This is a genomic window from Stenotrophobium rhamnosiphilum (assembly GCF_003052265.1).
Taxonomy (GTDB): domain Bacteria; phylum Pseudomonadota; class Gammaproteobacteria; order Nevskiales; family Nevskiaceae; genus Stenotrophobium; species Stenotrophobium rhamnosiphilum.
Genome location: NZ_QANS01000005.1, coordinates 31,078 through 51,250, shown reverse-complemented (window position 1 = coordinate 51,250; position 20,173 = coordinate 31,078). Strand labels below are relative to the sequence as shown.

Below are 20,173 nucleotides of genomic sequence, written 5' to 3'. Positions count from 1 at the left end.
TCTCCTTATGCGTTCTGCGCGAGCGTCGCGCGAATCTGATGTTTCAAAACTTTTCCTGCATCGTTCTTGGGTAGCGCGTCCCAGATGGCGACTTGCTCGGGTGCCTTGAAGCTGGCAACGCCTAACGCTTTTAGATAATTGCGTAGGTTGTCGACATCAGGTGCATCGGCACCTTTGATGACGATAACAGCGCAGGCACGTTCGCCAGTTTTACTATCTGCAACGCCGACAATCGCAATCTCTGCAATCTGTGGATGACCGACCAAAATATCTTCCACTTCTTTCGGTGAAATGTTTTCACCATTTCGAATGATGATGTCTTTGGCGCGACCGTTGATGACGAGGTAAGTATCGTCTTGCATGCGTGCGAGATCGCCGGTGCGGAAGTAGCCTTCTGCATCAAATGATGCGGCTTCGTCTTCCTGATGCAGATAGCCCACCAGCATTTGTGGACCGCGTGCATGCACTTCGCCTTCGTTAGGCGGTGCTGATCCGTGACCGACCAGTTTTATTTCTGCAAAGCCACGTCGACCGTCAGTGTCTGCGGCTGGTGTAGTTTCGTTAGCGAGGGTGGCACCGACCGTGGTCACAGGAACTTCAGTTGAGCCGTAAACACGGGTAACGACCGCGTTCTTAAAGTAATCGGTGGCTTTGCGGATGAGTGATGGCGGAACAGAAGCGCCACCACAAATGAAGACCTTCAGACTGGGTTGGCGTGTGCCCGCAGTTTCGCAGGCGTTCAACAGTTGCTGAAGAAATGGTGTTGCGCCTGCCATGTGGGTGCATCGCTCGGATTCGATGATGCGCACGGCTTCGGCTGCATCCCAGCGCTCCATCAGCACGGCGGTGGTGCCGAGTAATAACGGACTTTCGAAAGCGTAGATCGAACCACCGATATGACTGATTGGCGAAGGCACCAAAAATTTATCACCCGGTTCTACCAACCAATGCTGGCGAATTTGGCACAGCAATGCGTGCAGCGTGTTGTGTGTGTGCAGCACGCCCTTTGGACGTCCGGTAGTGCCGGAGGTATAGAGCACCATTCGCACTGCATCGGGATTCACCAGAGGCAAGCCGGTGCTGTCGTCGCCTTGCTGTAGCAAAGCGTTGTAAGCAGTGTGCGGACCTGCGTCGCCGCGAAGCACCACCACTTCGGGAGGTGACTCAAGCTGTGCAACGACTCGGTTCAACATCTCGACATAGTCGTGCTGCCGGAACTGTGCGGGCACAAAAACGAGGCGAGTGTTCACATCTTTCAGAATGAACTGCAAATCATGATCACGCAGCGAGGGCAGGATGGGGTTCACGACCATTCCAGCAATGGTTGCTGCCAAATAAATCACAGCGGCTTCATGCCAGTTGGGCAGCAGAAACGACACCACGCTGCCTGTGTGCGCACGGCTCAACATTGCATGTGCGAGTTGTGTGGCTTGGCTATGAAGCTGAGCGCAATTGATGCGCTGATTGTCATCAATCAACAAGACGCGGTCGGGTGTCTTTTTGGCGGCATGTTGCAGTGCGTCAGCCAAGGTCTGGTGTATCCAGTGGCCTTCGGCATAGGCACGCGCGGCGCGCGCTTCATCCCAACGAATCGATCGTCCGGAGATGGTCTTTCGGTTGGCGGTTATTTCATTCGGCATTACGACCGCTCAGGCAAGGCAAGCAAGCTACTTTATAGCGCAGGACAAAAGCCTAAGTTTCCTGTGGCGCACAAAATGTCATGTGCAGTCAAAGGCCGTGACCGAGCCGATCAATACAGATATGGCCTTACTGTTCTACATTCTTAAGATATCAGGGGAAGGTACGTTTGGTGTTTTTGAGCCAGTATGATCCCTAGGCGAATCGATCAAGGGTGAATGCATCATGCAAGTAGCAATCGTCACAGGCGCAAGCAGCGGCATTGGCTTCGGTACTGCTGTAAAGCTTGCTGAAATGGGCATGTCTGTTGTGGGTGTAGGTCGTGACGAGAAAAAGCTTGCTGAATTGGCTGCCGCCATCGGCAATCCAGATCGCATTGCAACATTGGCCGCAGATTTAACTGCCGACGCAGCGCCTCGTCAGGTTGCAGATTTTGCCGTGTCGCGCTTTGGAAAGATTGATTTCCTGATCAACAACGCCGGCATTGGCAGCCCCAAGCCTTTACACGAAACCGATGACGCGATGCTCGATCATTTTCTGGGCCTGATGCTCCGCGCGCCATTCCGCTTGGCTCGTGAAGTGTTGCCACATATGCCGAAAGGCTCGGCGATCATCAACGTCACATCGACTTTTGCGATGCTGGGTGGTTTGCGTGGCGGCGCTTATTCGGCGGCCAAGGCTGGATTGACCGGACTGACCCAGCACATCGCTTGTCAGTACGGTGCTGCGGGCGTGCGTTGCAATGCTGTTGCTCCTGGCGTCACTGTTACGCCGATGACAGAAGGGCGTCTTGAGGACGAGCGCTTCCGTCGCATGAATGTCGATATGACGCCACACACGCGCTTGGGTCAGGTCGATGACGTCGCCAGCACGATTGCGTTCCTGTGTTCGCCCGGCGGCAGCTTCATCAACGGCCAGACGATCGTTGTCGATGGCGGTTGGAGTTCCACCAAATACTTATCCGAACGTGCGCTCTCGTCCACGTGGACGCCGAAATAATGCAAAAAGAAATCAAGCCACGTGTTGCGCCCAAGCTGCCTGCAGACTGGGACGAACAGGCACTCGATGCGCTTAGCACGTTTCCCACTGCGCGCGATTTTGTCTTGGCCAATTGGCAGAAAGATCCACGTGGCATGCATGGTTTGGGTGTGATGCTGAATCATCCAGCGGCGACCAAGGCATTTCTGGGTTTCAACAATCACGTCTCGATCAAAAGCAGTCTCTCGAAGCGTATTCGTGAGTTATTGATTCTGCGAATTAGCTGGCTGCGTCGATCGGAATACGAGTTTATTCAGCACACGGTTCTCGGGTTACGTGCGGGTCTTACGGACGCCGACATTGAGCGTTTGCAGTACGGCCCCGATGGGGCCGGTTGGGATCCTGTTGATGCTGATCTTGTGCGTGCGGCCGATGAACTAATGGCCGATGCCTGTATCAGCGATGCAACGTTTGCACGCCTGTCACAGAGCTTTAGCACCGAACAGATCATCGACATGATCTATGCCATCGGTTGCTATGAAATTGCTGCAATGATGTTCAAAACGCTCGGTGCTCAGGTTGAGCCCGGTGTTGCGCCACTGTCTGACGAAGTCAGGGCACGCATGTACGAACAAAAGACATAAATATGACGACTTCAATCATCCGCGGTAAGCCTCTATCTGAAGACGCAGTCGGCGCATTGACGCTGGGTGGTTTTCTGCGCGAAGTCTGCGCAGCGAATGCTGCAAAAGAGGCAATGGTCTACAAGTTTCCGGATGACACTGTCGTTCGTCTCAACTATTCACAGGTTTTAGAAGAAGCATTAACGGTAGCGCGTGCACTCGTCGCGCGCGGCGTGACCAAAGACACGCGTGTTGGGTTGATGGTGACCAATCGCCCGGAGTGGGTTACGGCGATGTTCGGCATCGCTTTGACTGGCGCGACCTGCGTGGCCTTGAGCACCTTCGGTAAGGGCCCGGAGTTGGAATATCAGCTACGCGTAGCGGACGTTTCATTGCTGATTTTTGAACGCGCAGTGCTCAATCGTGATTTCGCCAAGGAGTTGGTCGAACTGTGTCCGGATCTGGGCACTGCAAAGGCGCCGATGTTTACGGATCATTTGCCGCATCTGCGTCGCGCAGTTTGCATTGGTGATGCGCCAACGTCAGGAGCATTCGAAAGCTGGAAAGACTTCTTGCATGGCGGCCCCCTGGCATCCGTCACGCTGATTAACGCGATGAGTGCTGAAATCGCACCGACAGATCGCGGATTTATTTTCTTTTCGTCTGGCTCCACTGCAAAGCCAAAAGCGATTCAACACACGCATCGCGCCGCTGCGTTGCAGTGCTGGCGATGGCGCAATTTCTTTGCCATTGATCCCAATGTTCGTACGTGGACGGCAAATGGATTCTTTTGGTCCGGCAACTTCGCGATGGCGATTGGTGCGACCTTTGCCGCCGGTGGTTGCTTGGTTCTGCAAAGCAATTTCGCACCGGGCGAAGCACTAGGCCTTATTCAAAGTGAACGCGTTTCCTTGCCGCTAGCTTGGCCCCATCAATGGCCGCGCTTGGTTGATGACCCTGCGTATGCGACGACCGATCTAAGTTCGCTGCGCTATGTCGGTGAGACTTCGCCACTGCGCGCGCATCCAACAGTGAAGAGCAACTGGCAGGAGCCGATGTCTGCTTATGGCAGCACTGAAACCTTCACGTTGGTGACGGTGTATCCGAGTGGTACGCCTGCCGCTGATGCTGAAGGCAATAACGGCTTGCCGGTGTCAGGTAACACCATTCGCGTTGTTGATCCATTGAGCGGGCAGGTTGTTCCGTTGGGTCAAGCGGGTGAGATTGCGGTGAAGGGCCCGACGTTGATGATTGGATATCTGCGTATGCCGATTGAAGAAACTTTCGATGAAGAAGGTTTCTTCCGCACGGGCGACGGCGGCTTCATCGATGAGCGCGGCCGCTTACATTGGCAGGGCCGTCTCAATGACATCATCAAAACCGGCGGTGCGAATGTTTCGCCGCTGGAGATTAACTCGGTGCTCGTGCAGTGTCCGGGTATCAAGATTGCGGCCACAGTAGGCATTCCACATGACACCTTGGGTGAGATGGTGGTGGCTTGCGTAGTACCTGGCGAAGGCGCCGATCTAAGCGAGCAGAGCGTCAGGGCTTTCGCTGCAACGCAATTGTCGAGCTACAAGCTCCCTCGGCGCGTGATCTTCTTGCAAGAGTCTGAGCTTGAAATGACCTCGTCCAACAAGATCAAAACCGCCCAGCTCCGTGAACTGGCTTCAAAACGCTTGGCCGCCAGTTAAATTTCTTGGTTAATCAACAGTGATGTTGACTAGTGGTGACGCTTGCTTTAGCGTTGCTGCTAAGAACCTGTTCATGGCCTTTTCATCCCTGCGCTGTCCCCTCAAAAATTGCCAGGCTAGGCGCGACGGAGGAAGTTTAGTTGCGCTAAATCACGGAGGAGCAACGACGCATGGCAATTTTTGAGGCGACAGCCCTCCGGGGCGGGAGCCATTGGATACATGGCGGCGTCAGCGGTCGCTTGCTTGGAATCACCAAGCGGCGCGCCCGCTTTCTTGCCCTGCACCCAATGGCTCTCCGCCGCAGGGATGAAAAGGCCATGAACAGGTTCGCAAGCTGCGCCTATAAATCATGCAGAGGAGTTCAAGCATCATGTCACTCGCAGGTAAAACCGCCATTGTTACCGGCGCTGCCTCAGGCATCGGCCTCGCCGCTGCACAGCGTCTCGCAAAAGACGGTGCCAACGTCGCGATCTGGGATATCAACGAAGACGCAGCAAAAGCTGCTGCCGATGATTTGGTGAAGCAAGGTTTTAAAGCGATCGCATCGCGCGTCGATGTATCGAAGCGTGTTGAGATTGATGCTGCTGTCAAACTCATTCACGAAAAATTTGGCCCGGTCAGTATTCTGGTCAACAACGCTGGCATCTCCGCATTCACGCCGTTCATGCAGATCACTGAAGAACAGTGGGATCGCATCATGCAGGTCAACCTCAAGAGCGTGCTGATCTGCACGCAAGCGGTTCTGCCCGACATGCTGGAAGCCAAGTGGGGCCGCATCATCAACGTCTCATCCTCCAGCGCACAGACTGGCGCACAGACGATGGTGCATTACTCCGCTTCTAAGGGCGGCGTGATTGCTTTCACCAAATCACTCGCGCAAGAACTCGCACCTACGGGCATCACGGTTAACAACGTGCCACCGGGCTTCGTGGATACGCCGATGATGCGTGCAGGTTTGGGTGAGAAGGTAGATCACATCATTGCCGCCTCGCCAATGAAGCGTGCAGGTCGTCCGGAAGACATGGCAGGCGCTATCGCTTTCCTCGCGTCCGAAGACGCGGGCTACATCACGGGCCACACGCTGAGCGTCAATGGCGGCCGTTACTCCAACTAAATCCAGAATTCATAACGAGCCCATCACATGAGTGACAAGACTCTCGACTGTTCCGACATCGACCAATACCTAGGCAAACCAATGCAGCCTGCGCGAACGCGAGATGTTGTCGCGAGTAGTGATATCCGCCGCTGGGTGCAGGGCATGCATTACCCGAATCGTTTGCACTATGACGATGACTTCGCAGCAGAAAGCCGTTACGCACGTATTGTTGCGCCACAGTCTTTTCCAGTGGCGACCGATGACGGTCACGGCGCGGCGCCTTGCTGCGTTGGTGCGATTCCAAATTCACATCTGATCTTCGGCGGTGATGAGTGGTGGTTCCACGGCCCGCGCGTTTTTTCTGGTGATCTGATTCGCAACGAGCGCGTGCCGTTTGATTACGTCGTCAAGGAAACCAAGTTTGCGGGCCCGACTTGTTTCCAGCGCGGCGACAACATGTACTACAACCAGAAGAACGAGAAGATCGCGACGCAACGTTCGACCAGCATCCGTTACCTCGCAGAAGCAGCGCGCGAGATGGGTTCGCTGAAAGGAACGGATGATCCGGTTTGGACTCGTGATCAACTGGCTGAGCTGGAAGAAAAGAAATTCGATTACGTCAAAACCTTGCATGCGCTCGGTCATGGCAAGCGTTATTGGGATGACATCAAAGTTGGCGACAAGCTGCCAACGCGCATCTTCGGGCCACACAGCATTGCCAGCTTCGCCACTGAATGGCGTGCGTATGCCTTCACGATCTGGGGCACGATGCATCGTCGTACCGATCTGGATCTGGAAGCGCTGGGTTTCACCAAGGACATGGCCGGTCATGAAAATGATCCGGTGATGGAGCGTCAGAATCCTGAGCTCACCGACGGCGCTTACTTCGGCCCTTCACGTGGTCACCTGTTCCCAGAATGGGCACGCACTATCGGCATGCCTCGTGCCTACGGTTATGGCGCTTCAATGGGTGCATGGATCATCGACTACTTTGCTGGTTGGGCAGGCGAGTGGGGTCGCGTTGTCCACTGCAATAGCGCTTACCGCGGCCCTGCGTTCTCTGGCGATATCACCATCATGGATGCGACGGTGATCGACAAATCCGTCGACGCAGAAGGACGTTCGATCGTGCAGGTCGATTGCAAAATGAGCAATCAACTCGGCACGGTGATGGCAACGGCCAAGGCTGAGATCGAATTGCCGAAGAAATAATCGGCATCTTCAGGCTTTAAATAGACAAGGCAGCCCAATGTCGATTTGGGCTGCCTTGTTTGTTTGTGCAGGATGCGACAGAAGATTATTATGAATCATAATGGTTCATATCAAACGCCTTAACTGCTGAGCGATGAGTAACAAGATTTTTCTCCCACATCTGTCTACCGCGAGTGACGCACGTGCAGTCCGCACGCGTGAAGCATTGCGTCTGGCGTTGTTGGAATTGCTCGAAGTGAAATCGCTGGAACAGATCACCATCCGCGATATCGCTGCGAAGGCAGGCATTGGCTACACCACGTTCTTTCGCCATCACCCGACTAAGGAATCTTTGCTGGATGATTTGGCTGCGGCGCAGCTGCGTCGATTGATCACGCTCGTGATGCCAATGCTCAACAGCCAAGATGCGAAGGCAGCGTCCGAGTCCTTGTTCCGCTACGTCGATGAGGAGCGGGCGTTGTGGTCGACATTGCTCACGGGCGGTGCGGCTGGTGCGCTGCGACTGGAATTTCTGCGGATCTGTCAGGAGATTGGCGAGTCTTGGCCGAATCCAAACACCTGGCCTCCAGCGGATGTGACGACACAGCTCGTCGCGAGCAGCACGGTGGAGTTGTTAGCGTGGTGGCTGCGCCAGAGTAAGCCGATCAGCGTTGAAGAGCTCTCGGAAATCTACGATCACTTGGTTGTGATGCCAGCACAGGGCAGAGCAGCGCCTTCTACTGCCGCCAAACCACGTCGTAAATAATCGCGTAATTAATCGGGGTTAGCGCAGATCAGGAATGAACTGCGGCAGTTCGGCTGAAGTGCGAATGCCAGATGCAGCGTCGCAGACATAACGCACGGCATTGACCGCGCGATGCGCCGTGTAGCCGGGTGTGGTTGCTGCTTTGTGTTCTGGCGCAACGGTGAATTGCAGATTCATATCAAGCGGCGCGTCGCCATCAACGCGAACACGCCAGCCATCACCGCGTAAATCCCAATCTTTGTCGATGTCGGTGCTGACATACCAATCAGCAGTGAAATTGATCAGTGCCTTGCCCTGGCTGATGCCACTCACGGTGGTGCGCAATGCGGCGACAGTGCCAGCCTTGATGGTGCCAGCAGCAATAACGGTGTCTTTATTGGCGAAAGCCACTTCGCCGTGACCCTCGATGTTATCGATCGAAAGTCCTAGGGACTCTGCAAGCATTTGCAATGAAGGACCAAACGCGCCCTTCAAGTGATGTACACGTCCAGCTTCGGCCTGTGGATGTGGCGCGCTGCCAAAACCCATCATCTCAAAAATCATCTGTGGCGAATTGCGTGAGCTGCAATCGGCGTATTCGCTGATGTGTAGCGCGTCGAGTCGACGTTGAATCGAAAGCAGCGCCAATGGCACTGCTTCAGTAATGAATCCGGGGCTGGCGCCTGTGCTGTGTAGCGAAGTACCGCCGCGTTGGCAGGCTTCTTCAATCCGTTTACGCAGGGTGGGTTCTACAGCGCTCGGCAAGTGGAATTCAGTGCGCGTGGTGACCACGTTGGTGCCTGATTCCAGCAAGCGGCATAAATCGTCGGCATTGATCTGCTGCGGCATATACAGAACGCAGTCTGCTTTTAGCGCAACGATCTCTTCAATACTGCGTGTGGCCTTAACGCCAATCGGCGCAAGGCCACACATTTCTCCAGCATCACGTCCGGCTTTGTCGTCGGTGTAAACATACAAACCTACCAACATCAGTGCAGGGTGTTCGATAACGGCACGCATGGATCGCATGCCGATATTGCCCGTAGCCCACTGCACTACGCGATAGGGTTTACCCATTACTGATAAGCACCAAAGTTCACTTTGAGGCGTGCACCGATCAAACGAGGCGTGCCGACTGCGCGCGACTCGTAACCCAGCAAGTTATACGTGCCGCTGGTGTAGGTGGTGTATTCCTCGTTGAGTACGTTGGTGCCGAAGACCACCAGATCCAAAGGCGTGTTCATGATCTTGGTCCACGTGAAATTCAGGTTGAGCAGATTGAACGCATCGAGCATGCCGTAAGGGCCAGAACTGGTTGCTGCTGAACGCTGTTTGCCGATCATGGAGTATGTTGCGCCGACGTCGATCTCGCCGAGGCGTTCAGACACAGGCAGGCGCCAGCTAACATTCGTTACATAGGTCTGCTTAGGTGCGTAAGGCAGTTCATCGCCAACGTCGGCAATACGGGTGACCGAGGCTCCTGCAATCGGGCCGCCAGCAGCTTGCACGCGAGCCGTCTGGTCTGCCTGCTCAAGCAATACCGTATCCAACAGCGAGAAGGCGAAGCCGACGGTGATGCTGTCGAGCACTTGGAAGAAAGCATCGCCTTCGATACCGCGGATGCGCGATTTACCAGCGTTGACGATTGTTGTCGTCTGCAGAGATCCCGGCGAGATATAGCCAAGTTGCAACTGCTGGTCGGTGAAATCATTGGTGAATGCGGCAATGCTGACGCGGCCTGGAACTGGACCAGCGAACTCGGTCTTGAGGCCGACTTCGTAGGTTTTGACGTGCTCAGGCTTGAAAGTGTCGACGCCTGGATCCGCTGCAAGAATGACGTTGCCTTGACGATAGCCGCGCAAGTACTTGGCGTAGACCATGCTGCCTTCGAATGGTTTGTAGTCAACCTCAATCAAGCCAGTTGGCGCTTTGCTGCTGACGTGTGGCGTGGTGACTACTGTGGTTGGAGCCTGCGGAATACCGAGCACCCAGCCATAGCGAGTTTTGATGCCATAACCTTTGGTGTCGTCCCAGGTGTAACGCAGGCCGCCGGTTACGCTGAAGGCTTCGTTGATGCGCCAGGTGGCTTGCGAGTAAGCCGCTTTGTTCAGGTAAGTCGTCTTGTACTGCTGAACCAGCACACCACCCACAAGGCCTAGGAGTGCGTCGTAGCAGTCAAACTTCTTGATCACGCCATCGCCTTCTAGGCTGGCCATGTTGCAAGAGATCAGACCGGCAGAGTTATTGCCGGAAAAGCCATCAGGTGAGCTCTTTTCATAGTACAGACCTGCTTGCCAATCCACTGCGCTATCGAACGATGTGCCTTGCAGCTGCAATTCGCCAACGAGAGTGGCTTGGCTGGTAACGGGTTCGTTAGGGTTCAATACCGAGACGCCGGTTTTGAACTCACGATTTGGATCTGGATCCAGTGGCAGGCCAACGAGAGCGTAAGGGAACTGTGTGCCAAAAATATCAGAGCCGTTCTTGGTGTTGAGATGTGCGTAAGCGAGGATGTTTTTGAGCTTGATGTCGTCGTTGATATCCCAGGTCAGCGTATTGATCAGGCGCTTTTCCTTGATGGCGGTGATCGGTGTTGCGATCGTGCTGACCACATCATAGAAACCATCCTGCCCAGCAGCTTTCTGACGATCGAGCTGTGCCTGACACTGCGGAACCTGCAGCGCGCCGGAGAACACCAGGAAGAAATTTGACAGGTCGTTGGCAAAGTTTGCATTACAGCCGTACAGCTGTGAGCTGTAGCCCGTGCTGTCGGATGTAATGTAAGAACCGATGGTGTAGTTCTGAATATTGTCGGTGATATCCCAGACTGAACTTACGCGCACTGATGTGTAGTCGGTGCTGCCCAATTCATTGGCGCCGATCTTGGTGGTGTTGATCAGATAACCATCGCGCTTGTTTTTATCGATGGCGAGGCGAACCTTGAAGGTATCTGCCACAGGAATGCTGACAGCGCCTTGTGCGCGCATGCCATTGCGCTGGCTGCCTGAAACTTCGACATAGCCTTCGAACTCATCTTTCGGTTTGTTAGGCGTGAGCAATACAGCACCACCCGTGGTGTTGCGTCCAAACAGCGTGCCCTGTGGGCCTTTCAGTACCTGAACGTTGGCAAGGTCGAACAGTGCGCCTGGACCTGCGCCATCGCCGGAGGTTTGTGAGCTCTGGCCGCGTGGCGCTACAACTTCAGCCATGTACGTTGCGACTGATGAGGTCGTACGCAGTTCCTGCGTAAATCCGCGGATGGAGAATGTTGCGTTGTCTGCGCCGAAGCGCTGGTTGGTCGACATCGACGGCGTGTAGGTCGCGAGGTCTGAAGCATTGGTGATGTTGGCGTTCGACATCTGCTTGGCGTCGAGTACCGTGATCGACATCGGTACTTCCTGCAAGCTTTCTTCGCGACGCTGTGCGGTCACGATGACTTCTTCAATCATGCCTGCGCGTCGTGGTTCTGGTGTTACAGGAACTTTCTTTTCCTTCTTCGGCAGTTCAATCACGTCATAGAGCGCAGCGGTTTCGGCTGAAGCTGCTGTGGGATCAACTGGGGCAGCGGCGGCAGCTGGAGTCGTGGAGTCAGTAGCTGGGGTTGCAGCTACAGCTGCTGTATCGGACGGAGCGGCGGAGTCAGCTGAAGCGGGCGCAGCGGCTGCTACTGGGGCTGCATCTGTTGCAGCTTCCGCAGGCGCGGCGGCAGTTTCTGCAGGTGCAGCAGAGGCGGGAGCGGCAGCAGCCTCGGAAGGCTTGCTTGCTGCTGGAGCTGATGGTGCTGGGGCTTCGACTTCCCCAAGCAACTGGGTCAACTCGTCATCTGATGTGGTTGCAGCAGTCTCTTGTGCTGAAGCGGTACTGAAGTTTGCAAAGTTTGCTGCTACCGCAATTGTTGCGGCGATTGTAATTTTATTCACTGACTCTCCCCTTATTCCAACGAATCCCGCAGGCCAATAACGAATACATTTTGCAAGCGTTTATGCAGGGTATTGACCTAGGGCTACGTAGCACAACACAGCATACCTATCCGGATAACTATGAGTGCGGTAACCGACAAAAAACTGATCCGAGGTAAGTAGGCCGAAATAGGCTGTGTAGGAAATGGACTTGTCCATGCACGAAATGTTGATGTGCTTGCGCTATCCGTCGGGACTTCGCTGGTCAGCTCACCTTAGCCTACGGTATGCCCAAAATTCAGGGTAAGTGACATGGGAGGGGACACTCCCAATAGCTAATTAGGAGATATCAATGGAAACGTTGTTCGCATTCGATAAACGAAACTATCAAAATTGCCAAGACTCCTTCCGTGGTCCACGGAACAGCGAGTACTACACAGGCGATTATTCGATTGAGCCCGGCTCGGTGATTGATGTTCGAGCTGATCGCAGAACGATTGGGTTCTGCTCGATCATTCGCTTGCGCTCACGCACCCGCCAACTCTTTCGCCGTACTTGGGACCATATTCGTAACGATGGAACCGATGTCGCGACGCTATGCTTTGTGAAGCGTGGGCGAGTGTCTATCTCGCACCAACTCGGTGACACCATCGCTAACACAGGCGATTTCGTCATCACCAAATCGATTACGCCTTTCTCGGTTGATAGCCAGCCTGGGGAAGACGGTGTATCAGAGTTGCTGCATCTGACAGTGCCGATGCAGATGCTGCGGCGAGTCTTGCGAGACGACATCAAAGTCGGTTTTTGCGTACCTGCGGGCGGGCGAAAATTTGCACTTGCTGAACGTATCCTCTCTGATCTTTTTGAAGATCAGGATGAGATCGATGGCCAAGTGGCAGAGCAGTTGGTTGAATCTGCGCTATCAGTAATTGTCGACGCAATTAAGGATCACGGTACGGTTGCACCGGAACGTCAGGGCTTGGCTGATAAACGCTTGCAAGACGTGTTGCGCTTTATCGAAACGCATCTGTCGGATTCAAAACTCAGTGTTGCTTACGTTGCTGAAGGCTGCGGCATCTCTCCACGCTATTTGTCATTGCTGCTCAAGCGCCAAGGCTCGCCGTTCTCGATGTTGCTTTGGAATAAACGTTTGCAGATGGCGAGACAGTGGTTAGCGGATTCTGCACACGGCAAATCAACTATTAGTGAAATTGCGTACCGCATCGGCTTTAAAAATCCGGCGCATTTCAGCCGCATCTTTAAGCGCGAATTTAAAGTGAGCCCACGCAAGTACAGAGCAGACGCGGGTGTAGAATTGACATCAACACTGGTTGTCGACGGCGGCGATTCGCGACACTAACAACATATCGCTAAACAATTGCGCGAGAGTTTGTAAATAACAATGTTTTACGTAGGAGTCTTGAGATGATCGGTGCAGGCGATGGGAAGTGCCCTTTCGAGTTTAATTTTGATCCCGCCACGTATAAGGTCGGCGATACCGTGAGCTATCGTGTTCCGAAGTTGGGAGACTTTCCCTTCGCTGCGCAGATCGTTGCAGTGCATGCGGACTACATTGAAATCGTTGATCCGGGTGAGCCGAACAAGCGACTGCGTGCCACCCGCGCCAGTCGACCGATTGTTAGCGATGAGCAAGCGCTGGCTTAATTCACAGCAATGTAGGCTGGGTTGAAGAAAAGCGAAACCCAGCGACATGCTTGCAGATTGAAGTGCTGGGTTTCGTTAACACTCAGCCCAGCCTAAGCATTTACGCTTGAGCAGAAACAAAGAAGGCGCCATTTAGGCGCCTTCTTTGTTTGCGGTGCTGAATGATCAGGATGCGCGGATGCCGATAGCTTTCGTTTCCAAAAACTCTTCAATACCTTCGCGGCCCCATTCACGGCCCATACCGCTCTGCTTGTAGCCGCCGAAGGGCAGGTCGCCGGTGATGCTGACACCACCGTTGACGCTGAGCGCACCCGCGCGGATGGCGCGGCATACGCGTACTGCACTTTCCGTCGGGCCAAACACTGCGCCGCCAAGACCGTAGACGCTGTCGTTGGCAATGCGGATGGCATCGGCTTCATCTTCGTAAGGAATCACAACCAATACGGGGCCAAAGATTTCTTCCTGCGCGATGCGCATGTCGTTACGCACGTCGACGAAGCAGGTCGGTTCAACAAAGAAACCGCCGCCCTTATCTGGACGCACCTTGCCGCCAGCGAGCAGGCGAGCGCCTTCTTTCTGGCCAATTTCGACGTAGCTCATCACGCGATCAAGCTGACGCTTGGAGATCACCGGGCCCATGATGCAGGTCGGTTCATCAAACAGGCCCCACTTGGTCGAGAAGCCTGCGTAGGCCATCTCTAGTGCTTTCACGGCTTCATCGTAGCGGCTCTTCGGAACGAGCAAGCGAGTCGGGTAAGCACAACCTTGTCCAGCGTGGAATACCACCATCGAACCCATGACCGTCATGGGGAAATTGGGTGCGTCTTCAAGAACGATGAAAGCAGACTTGCCGCCGAGTTCAAGGAACACGCGCTTCAGCGTTGAAGCGCCGTTCTGCATGATCAGCTTGCCCACAGCGGTAGAACCCGTGAAGGAAATCAGATCAACGCGAGGATCGGTGGTGAGCATCTCACCCGCCATTGCTGCGTGGCCGGAGGTGACGACATTGAACACGCCAGCAGGGAAGCCCGCTTCAGCAGCGAGCTCGCCCATGATTGCGCCCATCAATGGCGTATCTGGTGCTGGCTTGAGGATGACGGTGCAACCCGCGAGCAATGCGGCAACAACCTTGCCGACGTTAACGTAGAGCGGCACGTTCCAAGGCGTGATCGCGCCAACAACACCAACGGCTTCGTGAATCACGAGGCGCTTGGTGTCGTAGCCATTTTCGTTGCGGATGCCAAGGTCTTCTTCCCAATGAACTTGGTCGAAGCATTCGATGAGTCTGTCAGCACCGCTGAGTGCACCATCAATCTGTGCGCGGAAAGCTGCGCCAATCGCAGAGCCCACTTCATGTCGAGCGATGTGCACGAGCTTCTCGCGGTTTGCATAAAGCAGATCGCGATACTTCTTCATCAACTCGTAGCGCATGGCGCGGTTGGTTGACCAGTCGGTGTTGTCGAAGGCGCGTCGTGCAGCAGCGATGGCTTCGTTAACATCATCGGCAGATGCGTCAGCAGCTTGCCCAATCACTTCACCGGTCCAAGGGCCGATGTTGTCGTAGGTCTTGCCGCCTGCTGCGCTGCGCAGCTTGCCGTCAATGTACAACTTGCCTTCAGGAAGCGTCACCATCTCATTCTCCTCGTTTAATTTTTAACATTGTTGATTGCATGTTTGGCGGCGACATAACCCCAAGTAAATGAGGGGCCGATGCTGCCGCCAGGGCCGGGTTCAACGCGGCCCATGACAGATGCGGTGGAAGTGCCCGTTGCATAGAGGCCTTCAATCACGGAGCCGTCTGCACGCAATACACGCGCATGTGTATCGGTGACGAGGCCGCCATAAGTGCCAACATCGCCCGGCAAAATCTGCACGGCGAAGAAGGGGGCTTTTTCTATCGTGCCGAGCGTATTGGATGGCGTGCTGAGCGGATCGCCCGTCCATTGGTCGTAAGGGTGATCGCCGCGCTGGAAGTCTTCATCGCGACCTTTGCGTGAAAAGCCGTTGAAGCGTTCGACACTGGCTTTGAGCGTTGAAGCATCGAGGCCGCAAGATGCAGCCAGTGCTTCAACGGTGTCACCGCTGCGCAGAAAGTGTTCCTCAGTCCAAGACTTTGGTTTCTTCGCGCCTGGCATAGTGCCGGCCAGCATGTAGGTCGCCAGATACTGACTATCGAAAATCATCCAGCTTGGCGAGGCGGGTGCAATCTTGTTGCGCTCGATCATGCGTTGGCTGAACTCGGCATGTGAGCAGGCTTCGCCTGCGTAACGCACACCAGTCTGGTCAACCACAATCGCATGAGGTTTGCAGATGTCGTTCTGCATGCCCGGCTTCACAGCCAGTGACTTGCTGCCGGGCGGCAATGAGATCTGCATGCCGATGCGTTCAGCCATTTGAGCGGTCGCAGCGCCAATGCGCTGGCCTTCTTCAATCATCTCGCCGGTATCGGCATCGATGGTGCTCGACCAATCAGCAGACGTGCCGGGAATGTATTGATCCAGCATGCGCTGATTGCGTGCGAAGCCACCGGCATTGATTAATACACCAAGGCGCGCGCTGATTTTTTGAACGCCCACGATCACACCGGTAACGCGGTCATTCTCAACAATGATTTCTTTGACTGCAGCATTCAGGCGAATTCCAACGCCAGCCTTCAGTGCGGCATGGAGCATTTGCCCTTGCAAGGCTTGCCCTGCCGTAGCGCGCTGCTTGCCGGTGATTTTGTCGACGAGTACGCGGCCGATGATGCGAGCAAGTACTTTCTTTGCCTTGCCGCTGCGCTTAATGAGTGGCAGTTGCATGGCTTCATCAAGATTCGCTGGCAGAGGAAGGAAGCCCGGACGTAGCTTTTCTTTCCACACGCCCAGTTTCTTGATATCGAACAACTGCGAAACCACAGCGCGGCCGGGAACAGATGCGCCCGCCACATCGTAGTAATCAGGCCATGAAGGAATGCGACGAAGCTGGATGCCTTGATCAACGAGGAAGTTGATCATCTCCGGCGCTTGTTCGACATAAGCCAGTCGGCGTTCGCGGCTTGCGCCAGCAGCGTCTTTGCTGTCGCCAACAACTGCATCCAGATAGGCGTTCGCTTTTTCCGCGCTATCTTCAATGCCTTCGCTTTTCATAAAGCGATTATTTGGAATCCACATCACGCCGCCGGAGGCTGCGGTGGTTCCGCCGACGAGGTCAGTCTTTTCCAGAATCAGCACGCTCTTGCCAGCCGCACGCATCTGCAGCGCAGCGCACATGGAGCCGCCGCCGCTGCCAATCACAATAAAATCGAATGTTTCGCTCATGGTTAGCTGGATTTCCGAGCTGACAGCGACATATGAATTGTGTGCAGGTCAGGTGGCATATCGATCAGTGCGCGGAAGGCGTTGGTCACTGAGGTGAACTGCGAGATCGGACGTTCGCGAAGATTGACGCCAGCTTCTATCGCGGCTTTGCCGAAGCACATGCGCGCTTCCGGAGAAACGTCCCAGGTTTTGCCTTCTTCAAACATTTGCCCGGCGCGAACACTGGTCACGCGAATGCCATTGGGCTCCAGTTCGTGATGCAAGCCTTCGGAGAAACGTTCCAAACCTGCCTTTGAGGTTTGATACGCGACGAGGTGAGGGAAGCGCATGCCAACCGATTCGCTGCTGACGTTGATGATGTGGCTGCCTGCACCCATCAACGGAATCGCAGAGCGTACGCACAGCATTGCGCCAGTCAGATTTGTATTGACGGTGTTGACGATCTGATCGTCAGTGGCTTCGGCAATCAGGAAGGGTTCGAAGACTGCAGCGTTATTGATCAGCACGTCGATGCGCGGATGTTTTTTGGCGATCTGTGCAAAAGCTTCGCGAACAGAATCGGGTGACGACACATCGCAGCCGATCGCTGTGGCTTGTGCTCCGATCTCGGCGGCTGCTACTTCAACCTTGGAAGGCGTGCGCCCCAGAAGAACGACGGAATCGCCCTCGCTAGCGAATCGTCGTGCGAGCGCGCGTCCAAGACCCACACCTGCACCAGTGATGACAATAACTTTTGACAAGATTTGCTCCGATCAGCTTTGGCCTGGATACACGGATAAATCTCCGGCGTAGGCAATGCCTTTATTCCAGAAGGTCGTTCCACTGATTTTTTTGAAGTAGTGAACGGTACGTGCGGTAGAAGCGGCGGCGGAGCGCGGCAGCATGGCGACGCCACTCGGGCTGGCGCCACGGGCGCGGGCGCTGAAGTCCTTGAGCGTGAACAACAGATCTTCCGTTTGCTGTGCGCACAACACGAACTGGTCGCCCGGGCAGTAGTGGCTTGGATCAATCTGGATTTTCGACAACTCTCCACGCTTCATCGCGACATGGCCGGGCACGTTGATGACTTCGACGCTATGAATGTTCTCGTACCAAGTTTCGTATTCGTCTTTGCGGCCCGGTACGTAATTGGCAAGGATGATGCTGATGCCTGACAGAGGCTCGGACATCTGGCGATTGGGGCTGTTTTTCCAATCCGCAAACATGCGGTAGCTATAAAGGCGCTCGGTCTCATCGTCAGCAATGAGCCCTGATTTACGTGCATCTGCGATCAACGGGCCAAGTGCAGGAACGTCGACAGCAGGGCTCAGCGATTCAAATTCGTAAACGCTTATATAACGCCATGGCTGCGGAATGTCCGGCATGATTTGCTGCGGCGTTACTTCATAGCGCTCAGCTGCTTTATAGACTTTGAGATTGGCGAGCGTAGCGCGATGAGGGCCGTCAAACCACGTTGCATATTCAGCCTCGCGGCCAGCAGGAACGTTATGCAGGTGAATGGTTGTGTAGTGAGACATGCTTGGTCTGCTGATGCTTTTTTTGGCGCGAGATTAGTAAGAAGTTATAATCATCAACGTTGTCTATTAAGTCAAGGTGCGAGACCGCTAATAATTGGTGGCGACAAAGCTATTGCCGATGTAGACATGTTGATGAATTGAGGATGAAGGCGATGCAGGTTGATTCTGTCGATCAATTACCCGGATTTCGGAGGCGTTTTCGCATTACGCCGACACCTGAGTGCGTGCTCAGTCAAGTGGAAGATGACTATCACTGCATGAGTGTCACGGTTCATCACGACGGGATTGTTGCAACGCGCATTCATGCAGACCTTACGCGTGCGCCGTGGACGACGTGCCCGGGTGCGCCTGCACAGATTGAACAGACCTTTACCGGTGTGCCGCTACTTGCGTTTGCCAAACGCGCAGACAAGAAGACCAACTGCACGCATCTTTATGATCTGGCCTTGCTGTGTGCCGCGCATGCATTAAATAAAGAAGTGCTGGTCTACGACATTCTTGTTTCTGATCCCATCGAAGGGCGTCGTAGTGCTGAACTGCGGCGCAACGGTGTCGCCGTTCTTGCTTGGAAAGAGTTGGATGGCAACATCGTCGAGCCAAGTGAAATGGCTGGACTCACTGTTTGGACGTTGAATCCTTGGATCGAAAGTCTTGATCCTGCGTTGCAGGAGCCAGCAAGACTATTGCGTTGGGGTGCTGTGCTTGCGCACGGACGGATGATCCCAATGGAGAAGCAGTCGGACGCTAGTCGCATGCCCGCGAACTGCTACACATTCCAGCCCGCGCGCGCTGTTGAGGCGCAACGCATTGTTGACGTGCGTGACTTTAGTGACGGCACGCAACAGCCGCTTCAATCGCAAGGATCAGTTTAGAAAACTAACGCCAGTTAACTGTTCAGCGAGTGCCCACAAGCGACTTGCATCTGACTCGTTCTGTGAAGCAGCAGCAAGACGGGCAGGAGTGGGCGATCCTTTGATTTCCATAAATCCGCTAGGACCAAAGTAACTTCCACCTGTGACTCCAGGTCGCGTCACTGCAAGAAGCGTTGGGGCCGCTGCACGTTCTGGAGAGTTGAGAATTTTCGCTTCAATCCATGCATTTATTCTTTTCTTAAGCGGCGAAGCATTTTCAACGAGCGCTGCTCCGATGTTAGTGCCCGACATGCCGGGGTGAGCGCCGACGCTGATCGAATTGATATTTGAGCGCTCAAAGCGTCGCTGAAGTTCCAGCATGAAAATGACATTGGAGAGCTTGCTTTGACCGTAAGCGCTCAACGGTGAGTATTTACGGCGCTGGAAATTCGGATCTTCAAAATCAAGCTTGCCGAGACGATGTGCAAGGCTGCCCACATGTGCGACGCGACTGTTTGGCGTTGCGCGGATGACATCAATCAGCAATCCAGTGAGTGCGAAGTGTCCAAGAAAGTTGGCGGCGAGTTGTGATTCGAATCCGTCTTTGGTCCGCTCCATCGGTGATAGTGCAATGCCAGCGTTATTACAAAGCATATCCAGCCGATCATGCTTCGAGCGGAAGGTGGCAGCAGCAGTACGCACGGAGGCTAGATCACTCAGATCGAGCGGCAGAATTTCAAACCGACCGTTGGGTACGGCTTTTAGCAAATCAGCCACCGCAGACTGCGCTCGTGGCATGGAGCGGCAAGCAAGGACAACATGGGCGCCCATTCGTGCCAGATGCAAGCAGGTCCAGTAGCCAATGCCACTATTGCCGCCGGTGACTAGTGCCACTTTGCCGCTGAGGTCGGGGATGTCGCTGGTTGTCCAATTCACAAGTGATTTCCGATCATTCTTTTAAGTGCGCAATACGATCC

The 20,173-nt window shown here is 54.6% G+C and carries 17 protein-coding genes; 9 read left to right on the top strand and 8 right to left on the bottom strand.

The features are described from left to right. Positions 1-5: 5 nt before the first annotated feature. Entirely contained in the window at positions 6-1,640 is a 1,635-nt protein-coding gene (locus CJD38_RS13135) for an AMP-binding protein (RefSeq protein WP_107940826.1), read from the bottom strand. A gap of 223 nt (positions 1,641-1,863) precedes the next feature. On the opposite strand from CJD38_RS13135, the gene CJD38_RS13130 reads away from it, so the two are divergent. From CJD38_RS13130 to CJD38_RS13105, 6 genes are all read left to right on the top strand, one after another. Further along, positions 1,864-2,637 (top strand): SDR family NAD(P)-dependent oxidoreductase, encoded by a 774-nt coding sequence (locus CJD38_RS13130; protein ID WP_107940825.1) that lies wholly within the window; start codon positions 1,864-1,866, stop codon positions 2,635-2,637. Further along, a complete protein-coding gene (locus tag CJD38_RS13125) occupies positions 2,637-3,260 on the top strand; it encodes a carboxymuconolactone decarboxylase family protein (protein ID WP_107940824.1) in 624 nt (207 codons plus the stop codon). Before CJD38_RS13130 ends, CJD38_RS13125 begins: the two co-directional genes overlap by 1 nt. A 2-nt stretch (positions 3,261-3,262) precedes the next feature. After that, positions 3,263-4,933 (top strand): class I adenylate-forming enzyme family protein, encoded by a 1,671-nt coding sequence (locus CJD38_RS13120; protein ID WP_107940823.1) that lies wholly within the window; start codon positions 3,263-3,265, stop codon positions 4,931-4,933. 370 nt (positions 4,934-5,303) lie between these two features. Next, a complete protein-coding gene (locus CJD38_RS13115; RefSeq protein ID WP_107940822.1) occupies positions 5,304-6,047 on the top strand; it encodes an SDR family NAD(P)-dependent oxidoreductase in 744 nt (247 codons plus the stop codon). A 27-nt stretch (positions 6,048-6,074) separates the two neighbouring features. Further along, on the top strand, positions 6,075-7,241 hold the full coding sequence (locus CJD38_RS13110; RefSeq protein WP_107940821.1) for an FAS1-like dehydratase domain-containing protein: 1,167 nt from the start codon (positions 6,075-6,077) through the stop codon (positions 7,239-7,241). Between the two features lie 133 nt (positions 7,242-7,374). Next, complete coding sequence (locus CJD38_RS13105) at positions 7,375-7,986, top strand: TetR/AcrR family transcriptional regulator (protein ID WP_107940820.1); 612 nt, start codon at positions 7,375-7,377, stop codon at positions 7,984-7,986. A gap of 18 nt (positions 7,987-8,004) precedes the next feature. On the opposite strand, the gene CJD38_RS13100 is transcribed toward CJD38_RS13105, so the two are convergent. Next, complete coding sequence (locus CJD38_RS13100; RefSeq protein ID WP_107940819.1) at positions 8,005-9,042, bottom strand: NAD(P)H-dependent amine dehydrogenase family protein; 1,038 nt, start codon at positions 9,040-9,042, stop codon at positions 8,005-8,007. After that, complete coding sequence (locus CJD38_RS13095) at positions 9,042-11,885, bottom strand: TonB-dependent receptor (RefSeq protein ID WP_107940818.1); 2,844 nt, start codon at positions 11,883-11,885, stop codon at positions 9,042-9,044. The genes CJD38_RS13100 and CJD38_RS13095 overlap by 1 nt, the downstream gene beginning before the upstream one ends. A gap of 331 nt (positions 11,886-12,216) precedes the next feature. On the opposite strand from CJD38_RS13095, the gene CJD38_RS13090 reads away from it, so the two are divergent. Beyond that, a complete protein-coding gene (locus CJD38_RS13090) occupies positions 12,217-13,224 on the top strand; it encodes an AraC family transcriptional regulator (RefSeq protein WP_107940817.1) in 1,008 nt (335 codons plus the stop codon). A 65-nt stretch (positions 13,225-13,289) separates the two neighbouring features. Further along, entirely contained in the window at positions 13,290-13,529 is a 240-nt protein-coding gene (locus tag CJD38_RS13085; protein ID WP_107940816.1) for a hypothetical protein, read from the top strand. Between the two features lie 165 nt (positions 13,530-13,694). Here CJD38_RS13085 and CJD38_RS13080 read toward each other — a convergent pair whose 3' ends face one another. The 4 genes from CJD38_RS13080 to CJD38_RS13065 are packed head-to-tail and all read right to left on the bottom strand — an operon-like array spanning position 13,695 to position 18,345. Beyond that, positions 13,695-15,161, bottom strand: coding sequence for an aldehyde dehydrogenase family protein (locus tag CJD38_RS13080; protein ID WP_107940815.1), 1,467 nt, complete (start codon positions 15,159-15,161; stop codon positions 13,695-13,697). A 14-nt stretch (positions 15,162-15,175) separates the two neighbouring features. Beyond that, complete coding sequence (locus CJD38_RS13075) at positions 15,176-16,828, bottom strand: FAD-binding protein (RefSeq protein ID WP_107940814.1); 1,653 nt, start codon at positions 16,826-16,828, stop codon at positions 15,176-15,178. 2 nt (positions 16,829-16,830) lie between these two features. Next, positions 16,831-17,568, bottom strand: a complete 738-nt coding sequence (locus tag CJD38_RS13070) for an SDR family oxidoreductase (RefSeq protein WP_107940813.1) — start codon at positions 17,566-17,568, stop codon at positions 16,831-16,833. 12 nt (positions 17,569-17,580) lie between these two features. Then, a complete protein-coding gene (locus tag CJD38_RS13065; RefSeq protein ID WP_107940812.1) occupies positions 17,581-18,345 on the bottom strand; it encodes a hypothetical protein in 765 nt (254 codons plus the stop codon). A 152-nt stretch (positions 18,346-18,497) separates the two neighbouring features. Between CJD38_RS13065 and CJD38_RS13060 the strand changes: the two genes are divergently transcribed. Then, on the top strand, positions 18,498-19,217 hold the full coding sequence (locus CJD38_RS13060; protein ID WP_107941132.1) for a DUF2889 domain-containing protein: 720 nt from the start codon (positions 18,498-18,500) through the stop codon (positions 19,215-19,217). Here CJD38_RS13060 and CJD38_RS13055 read toward each other — a convergent pair. Then, positions 19,209-20,132 carry an oxidoreductase gene (locus CJD38_RS13055; protein ID WP_107940811.1) on the bottom strand — a complete coding sequence of 308 codons (924 nt, stop codon included), beginning with the start codon at positions 20,130-20,132 and terminating at the stop codon, positions 19,209-19,211. The genes CJD38_RS13060 and CJD38_RS13055 overlap by 9 nt on opposite strands. Positions 20,133-20,173: the final 41 nt, after the last annotated feature.

What these genes read in the sequence shown, in the direction of transcription:
- CJD38_RS13090 (WP_107940817.1), top strand. Translation starts at nt 12,217, where the DNA reads ATGGAAACGTTGTTCGCATTCGATAAACGAAACTATCAAAATTGCCAA.
- CJD38_RS13115 (WP_107940822.1), top strand. Translation starts at nt 5,304, where the DNA reads ATGTCACTCGCAGGTAAAACCGCCATTGTTACCGGCGCTGCCTCAGGC.
- CJD38_RS13105 (WP_107940820.1), top strand. Translation starts at nt 7,375, where the DNA reads ATGAGTAACAAGATTTTTCTCCCACATCTGTCTACCGCGAGTGACGCA.
- CJD38_RS13130 (WP_107940825.1), top strand. Translation starts at nt 1,864, where the DNA reads ATGCAAGTAGCAATCGTCACAGGCGCAAGCAGCGGCATTGGCTTCGGT.
- CJD38_RS13135 (WP_107940826.1), bottom strand. Translation starts at nt 1,640, where the DNA reads ATGCCGAATGAAATAACCGCCAACCGAAAGACCATCTCCGGACGATCG.
- CJD38_RS13065 (WP_107940812.1), bottom strand. Translation starts at nt 18,345, where the DNA reads ATGTCTCACTACACAACCATTCACCTGCATAACGTTCCTGCTGGCCGC.
- CJD38_RS13075 (WP_107940814.1), bottom strand. Translation starts at nt 16,828, where the DNA reads ATGAGCGAAACATTCGATTTTATTGTGATTGGCAGCGGCGGCGGCTCC.
- CJD38_RS13125 (WP_107940824.1), top strand. Translation starts at nt 2,637, where the DNA reads ATGCAAAAAGAAATCAAGCCACGTGTTGCGCCCAAGCTGCCTGCAGAC.
- CJD38_RS13100 (WP_107940819.1), bottom strand. Translation starts at nt 9,042, where the DNA reads ATGGGTAAACCCTATCGCGTAGTGCAGTGGGCTACGGGCAATATCGGC.
- CJD38_RS13110 (WP_107940821.1), top strand. Translation starts at nt 6,075, where the DNA reads ATGAGTGACAAGACTCTCGACTGTTCCGACATCGACCAATACCTAGGC.
- CJD38_RS13120 (WP_107940823.1), top strand. Translation starts at nt 3,263, where the DNA reads ATGACGACTTCAATCATCCGCGGTAAGCCTCTATCTGAAGACGCAGTC.
- CJD38_RS13085 (WP_107940816.1), top strand. Translation starts at nt 13,290, where the DNA reads ATGATCGGTGCAGGCGATGGGAAGTGCCCTTTCGAGTTTAATTTTGAT.
- CJD38_RS13060 (WP_107941132.1), top strand. Translation starts at nt 18,498, where the DNA reads ATGCAGGTTGATTCTGTCGATCAATTACCCGGATTTCGGAGGCGTTTT.
- CJD38_RS13080 (WP_107940815.1), bottom strand. Translation starts at nt 15,161, where the DNA reads ATGGTGACGCTTCCTGAAGGCAAGTTGTACATTGACGGCAAGCTGCGC.